Genomic DNA, 6,419 nt, shown 5'->3' with positions numbered 1-6,419 from the left:
ATCGTTGATGATAAACCAACCATCACTGACGTAGACGCAATCCGCGTGGATGAAGATGACTTAGCGACGATTGGCTCCGACGGCTCAGATCCAATTTCATTCGACGGCAACTTCACTACAACGCAAGGTTCTGATGGGGTAGCAAGCTACCAATTGGATGCTGCTGCAACGCCAGTTGATGGCCTAACATCACAAGGTGTGGCCGTCACGCTGACTGAAACCGCAAACGGCGACGGTAGCTACACTTATGAAGCGACAGCAGGAACTGAAGCAGTATTTACGCTGACCGTTAATACGGATGGCTCATACAACTTCACGTTGCAAGGTCCAATCGACCATGCGGTAGACAGTGATGAACTGACACTGAACTTCCCAATCATCGCGACGGATTTTGATGGTGATACCACCACAGAAACGCTCCCAGTCACCATCGTTGACGATAAGCCAACTATTACCAATGTTGATGCGATTACCGTTGATGAGGATGATTTAGGTACGATTGGCTCAGACCAAACTGACCCGATTTCAATCGATGGCAACTTCACCACCACACAAGGCTCGGACCGAGTGGTGAGCTATCAGCTCGATGCTTCTGCAACACCAGTAGCTGGACTCACATCACAAGGCGTGGCAGTCACACTGACGGAAACCGCAAACGGCGATGGTAGCTTTACTTACGAAGCGGCAGCGGGGACTGAAGCGGTCTTTACGCTGACAGTGAATACCGATGGCTCTTATAACTTCACGCTAGAAGGTCCAATCGACCACGCGGTAGATAGTGACGAGCTGACACTGAACTTCCCAATCATCGCAACCGACTTTGATGGCGACACGTCTGCTGAGACAATTCCTGTCAAGATCGTTGATGACAAACCGACACTTGGTGGCATCGAAGCAACAAGTGTGCAAACGGTTGACGAGGACGATATCCCAACAGTCGGATCTGATGGTACGCAGTCGAACAGCATTGCAGGTAACTTCATCGCGACTGATGGTTCTGATGGCATTTTGGAGTACAGCGTTTCTGACCTGACGACGCCAGTACAAGGCCTGACCTCTGGTGGTCAATCTCTGGTTATGGTTGAAGTATCAAACGCAGGTGGCGTTTCAGTTTACGAAGCTCGTATTGATGGCACGACGACACCAGTATTCCGTGTGACCCTTGATGCCTCTGATGACAGCTACACGTTCGATTTGCTTGCTCCTCTCGATCATCCAAATGCTGATGGCCAAAATGAACTGGTCATCAATTTACCGATAAACGCGACTGACTTTGATGGAGACGTGTCGAACAACATCACCTTACCAATTACGGTTGTGGATGATGTTCCGACCATTGATGGTTTGCTAGCAGGCAGCGAACAAACCGTTGATGAAGATGACCTACCAGCAGGTACGGATGCTGCAAGTGCAGAAGATACTGTTATTTCAGGTACTTTTGATATCACCGAAGGTGCTGACCAAGTTGCTTCTATTCAGCTGAGTGACCTGACCACGCCTGTTGCGTCACTGACTTCAGATGGTGAAGCTATCACCTTAGTTCTGTCTTCTAGCGCAAATGGCGTGAACGTATACCAAGGTGTTGCTGGCAATCCTGCTGAAGTGGTTTTCGAACTGACGCTGGATGCAACGAACAACTCCTATGAGTTCGATTTACAGAAGCCGCTTGATCATCCCGATGGTAATCAGCAAAACGAGATTGTTATTAACCTCCCTGTGACGGCGACAGATAATGATGGTGATACTTCACCAGCCTTCACATTGCCAATTACCGTTGTGGATGATGTTCCAGTTGTTACCAATATTGAAAGTCTACGTGTCGACGAAGATGACTTACCTCTTGGTTCTGATGGAACGAAAGAGCCATTAACGGTATCAGGTGAGTTCGAAGTCACTAGCGCAGATGGTATTGATGCTTTCGAATTGGATCTGAGCTCAAATCCTATCCCGAATCTGAAATCGGGTGGAGAAGAGGTAACACTTTCTCAAGACGTTGGTGCTTCAACTGCTGACGCGCGTGTTTACGTGGGACAAACTCCGGGTGGAGTGACGGTCTTCACGTTGACACTTCATCAAGATGGTAAATACGACTTTGAGTTATCTGGTCAGTTAGATCACGCGGTTAACTCTGATGAGATTTTGTTGAATCTACCTGTGAAGATCACGGATGGCGACAACGATATCATCACTGCGACCTTGCCAGTGACCATCGTAGATGACAAGCCAACCATTGATGCTATTAGCTCTGGTAGTACCTTGTCTGTGGATGAGGATGATATTCCGAGCCAAGGTTCGGACGACACGCCAGAATCCAATATCATTGGTGGCAACTTTGACGTTACTGATGGTGCCGACTCTATCGTTAGCTTCCAGTTGGATAGCTTAACGTCGCCTGTTTCTGGACTTACCTCAGGTGGTCAACCGCTTGAGTTGGTTGAGTTTTCAAATTCAAATGGTGTGATTGAGTACCGAGCTTATGTACAAGGTACGACGGACACCGTCTTTAAACTGACGCTAAATGGTTCAGCAGACAGTTATGAATTTGAACTGTTGGGTGCACTTGATCATCCTGCGGGTAACGATGAAAACTCGTTAGTCATCAACTTCCCAGTCAACGCGACCGATTTTGACGGCGATGTGTCCAATAACATCACCTTGCCGATCACCGTGGTGGACGATGTTCCAGCTATTGTGAAAGTGACAGACTCTAGCCAACAAACCGTTGATGAAGATGATCTTTCCGGTGGCTCTGACACGACAAGTAGTGATTCAACGGTATTGAACGGCGGATTTGAGGTCGTTGCTGGTGCAGACAAGATTGTCAGCTACCAAGTTTCTGACCTCAATGCCGTTGTGTCTGGCTTAACTTCGAACGGCAACAGCATCGAGTTGAATGTGGTGAGCTCGGTTGGTGGTGTAACCAGTTACGAAGCGGTCATCACTGGTACATCAACTAAGATCTTCACGTTGTCTCTTGATGCGAATAACGACAGTTACCAATTTGAACTATTGGGACCAATCGACCATGATGCTGTTCAAGGTGAAAACAACCTTGTCATTGATATCCCAATTACAGTGACAGATTTTGATGGTGATACGTCATCATCACTGAACCTTCCAATCACCATTGTTGATGACATTCCTGAAATTACATCAGCAGATGCTTTGGCTGTTGACGAGGATGATCTCGCTAATGGCTCTCAGGCAACCAACAAAGACAGCCTAGAAGCAACAGGCAATTTCGATACGGTAGAAGGGGCAGATACAGTTGTCTCTTACCAGTTGGATCTAACTTCTAACCCGATCCCAGGAGTCACTTCAGGTGGTCTCGCGGTAACGTTAGTTCAAACCGCGGTCAGCAACAATAATTTTACTTATCAAGGTCAAACACCGGATGGTAACTCAGTGTTCACGCTAGTTTTGAACGCTGACGGCTCTTACAAGTTTACGCTTGAGGGGGCACTAGACCACTCAACCCAAGGCGAAGATACACTCATACTTGATCTTCCAGTCTTCGCGACCGATGTCGATGGCGATACGGCCGGCATTAACTTACCAGTGACGATTACCGATGATGTTCCAACCCTGCACGATGCGTCTATTTCACGTATTGAGGGACAAGGTAACCGTACGGTTCGCTTATTCCGAGACCCTGTAGAGGGTGATGATGATCTTGGTGCTGACGGCGCACAAGTGACGTCATTCTCGGCTGATGATTCGGGTATTTACTTCAAGCAAAACGGTGTTGACTCGGACTCTGTTGATTTGAACGGCAGCAACCAAGTTGTGTTCGTTCACAAGGTTCTTGACGGAGTGGACACTGAAATCGGTCGTTTGATTGTTCGAACCGATGGCCGCGTGTCTTTCCGTCCAAATGACGATCTTGACCATACAGAAACCGACTCGATTGATTTCACCATCAACGTTGTTGCAACCGATGGTGATGGCGATATCGCAGATGCCGATGTGGATATCTCGATAAGAGACCGCAATGCGCAAATTGACACGTCTACCGTTACTGCGTTCGAAGACCAAGGGCGTGATGGTGTCGTTGTGGGCGTTGACTCTGCAAATACTCAGGACAACTTGTCGACGCTGGATGTTAGCCCTGCGAAAGTCGACTTGGTTATCAATTTACACGATATCGACCGTAACGAGAGCTTAGGTGACATCACTATTCGAGATGCTGATACTCACAACGGTACGTTCTACTACAGAGACGGCAGTGGCAACTACATTGAATTAACATCTGTGGGCAATACGGTTGTTCTCGACGCATCAAATGTTGAGCAGTCATTCAATGGTGAGCTTGTCTCGTTAGATAACTTGTACTTCGTACCAGATCGTCATACATCAACCGATGCTTCTGGTATCGATCCTCGTATCCGCGTGGAAATTCTTAACAATGGTACGCCAGATCATACGATTAATGGTCGTTTAGACATTGAAGTTGCTGCCGTCGCAGATATTGCAACGTGGACGGCAAGCAGCGAATTTAACTACTCGGTTGATGAAGATGGAAACAATGTCGCCCTTAACATCACGGCTGAAACCCAAGACACTAGTAACCCAGAAGGCATTGTGTACGAGCTTGTCTTTACACAAGGAGAAGGTAACGCAGAGTTAGTCTATTCAGATGGTAGTGCGATACCAAAATCCGGTGGTGTTTATCTGGTGGATGCAAGCCGAATTGATGAAGTTCAAGTTGATCCGATAGATAACTTCTCGGGCGAAATCAGAATTGATGTCACCGCTATTACGACGGAAAACAACAATCCACTGCTTGGGAAAGATACCGCTCGCTCAGAAACCGAAACCATCATTATTGATGTAAACCCAGTTGCGGATAAAGGTAGTTTTACTGTAAACCGAATTAATGTGTTTGAGGATAATGCTCGAACTCAAAATACGGTAGACCCTGTCACTGATCACGATCCACTCCAATTAAGTGAAGTGATCACCATGAAACCATCAGCGGACTTAGATGGTTCTGAAGCGTTATTTGTGCGCATTTCTAACTTCTCAATTGATGGGGTTACTTTGGTGTGGCTGGACTCAGCAAACCCAAGTCAGATAGTAGAAGTGACCGATTCAGGCGGCAATGTACTTTATTACGAAGTGCCAGAGTCTGAATTAGCGAACGTCGAAGTTCTTCCTCCGTTGCACAGCAATGATGACTTTACTTTCAATGTCGAAGGCATTGTGAAAGACACAGCATCATTGTCTACCGGTACGACAGAAGATGTGTTGTCACTGGGCAGTAAGACCGTCATCGTTGGTGTAAAAGGTGTTGCTGACATACCAGACACGGTATTAATTGACGCGGGGAACGTTTGGAACCGATTCGTAGACGGAGATGTGGCCGGGATAGAGACGACTATCGAAGAGAATGGTGTTGTAAACCTTAACTTCTCGGTTGTATCTGGTGAAGTTGCCGATAGACCACAGGATGATTCAGAAGCCATTACTGTTATCCTGTCCAACATCCCCGACGGTGTTCGTGTCGTAGATTCAGACGGTTCAAGCGTTGACCTCACCTTTGTTGGCTATGATGGTAACGGTCAACCGATTTACGAAGCAAACATCACTGGGCTGAATTTTAATTCCGGTATTCAAATTATTCCGGAAGCCTCTTCAACTGAAAACATTGCGATTACAGGGACGATCATTGTTACCGAGAATGATGGTCATAGTCGTGTGATTGAAAGAGAGGTAAGGATCAAGGTCGAACCCGTTATTGACGCTCAAGATAACTACGTTGTTCGATCGGAGGGAGATGAAGATACGCGCTTTGACATCGATTGGAAACCGACGCTCGTACAAAGCCCTGATACCGATGAATTCTTTAGTGATGTAACCATCTCTGGATTTCCTCCAGGCAGCACGGTCTATGTAGATGGTGTGGCACAAACGCTTGTTTCTGGAACACTAACGCTTTCACCGCAAGCCGGTGAATCAGAGCAAGATTTTTCCGCTAAAATCTCTCAAAGTGGCTATGTTCAAGTTCAGTTGGAGCAGGATTCAAGTACTGACTTTGACTTGACCACAACCGTCACTGTGAAAGAGATTGACCATGAATATGTTGACGCTTCGAATCCCGGTGAAGGTATCGCTGAGAAAACCATCAATGGTACGGTGAATGTCCAAGTTAATCCAATCGTTGAGCCAGAGGATAATACGGGGGCAATAGATGACCAAACCCGTCTGCTTGTCACTGAAAGTGGTGGTGGTGCTACCGATATCGTGAAGTCAGACGATCAAGGTAACATTGACTTTACGATCAACACTTCTATGGGGGGCGAATCTGGTGCTCATATCATTAAATACCAAGAGTTTGATGCGTCTTCAGATGAAGTGGTGACTCAACTTGTTGTTCAATTTCACAATGTGGACCCTGAGATCCTCAACCAATTGGTTAT

The 6,419-nt window shown here is 46.8% G+C and carries 1 protein-coding gene; it reads left to right on the top strand.

Going from position 1 to position 6,419, the window contains the following annotated elements; genetic code table 11:
* Nucleotides 1-6,419: DUF5801 repeats-in-toxin domain-containing protein (locus IQR33_RS30695; protein ID WP_228014228.1), on the top strand; the 6,419-nt coding region annotated here is incomplete at both ends.

Origin of the sequence: Vibrio sp. OPT46 (genome assembly GCF_015163535.1) — a bacterium.
Lineage (GTDB): Bacteria > Pseudomonadota > Gammaproteobacteria > Enterobacterales > Vibrionaceae > Vibrio > Vibrio alginolyticus.
Note: the sequence above shows the minus strand (reverse complement) of the source record. Positions and strands in the feature narration are given on the sequence as shown.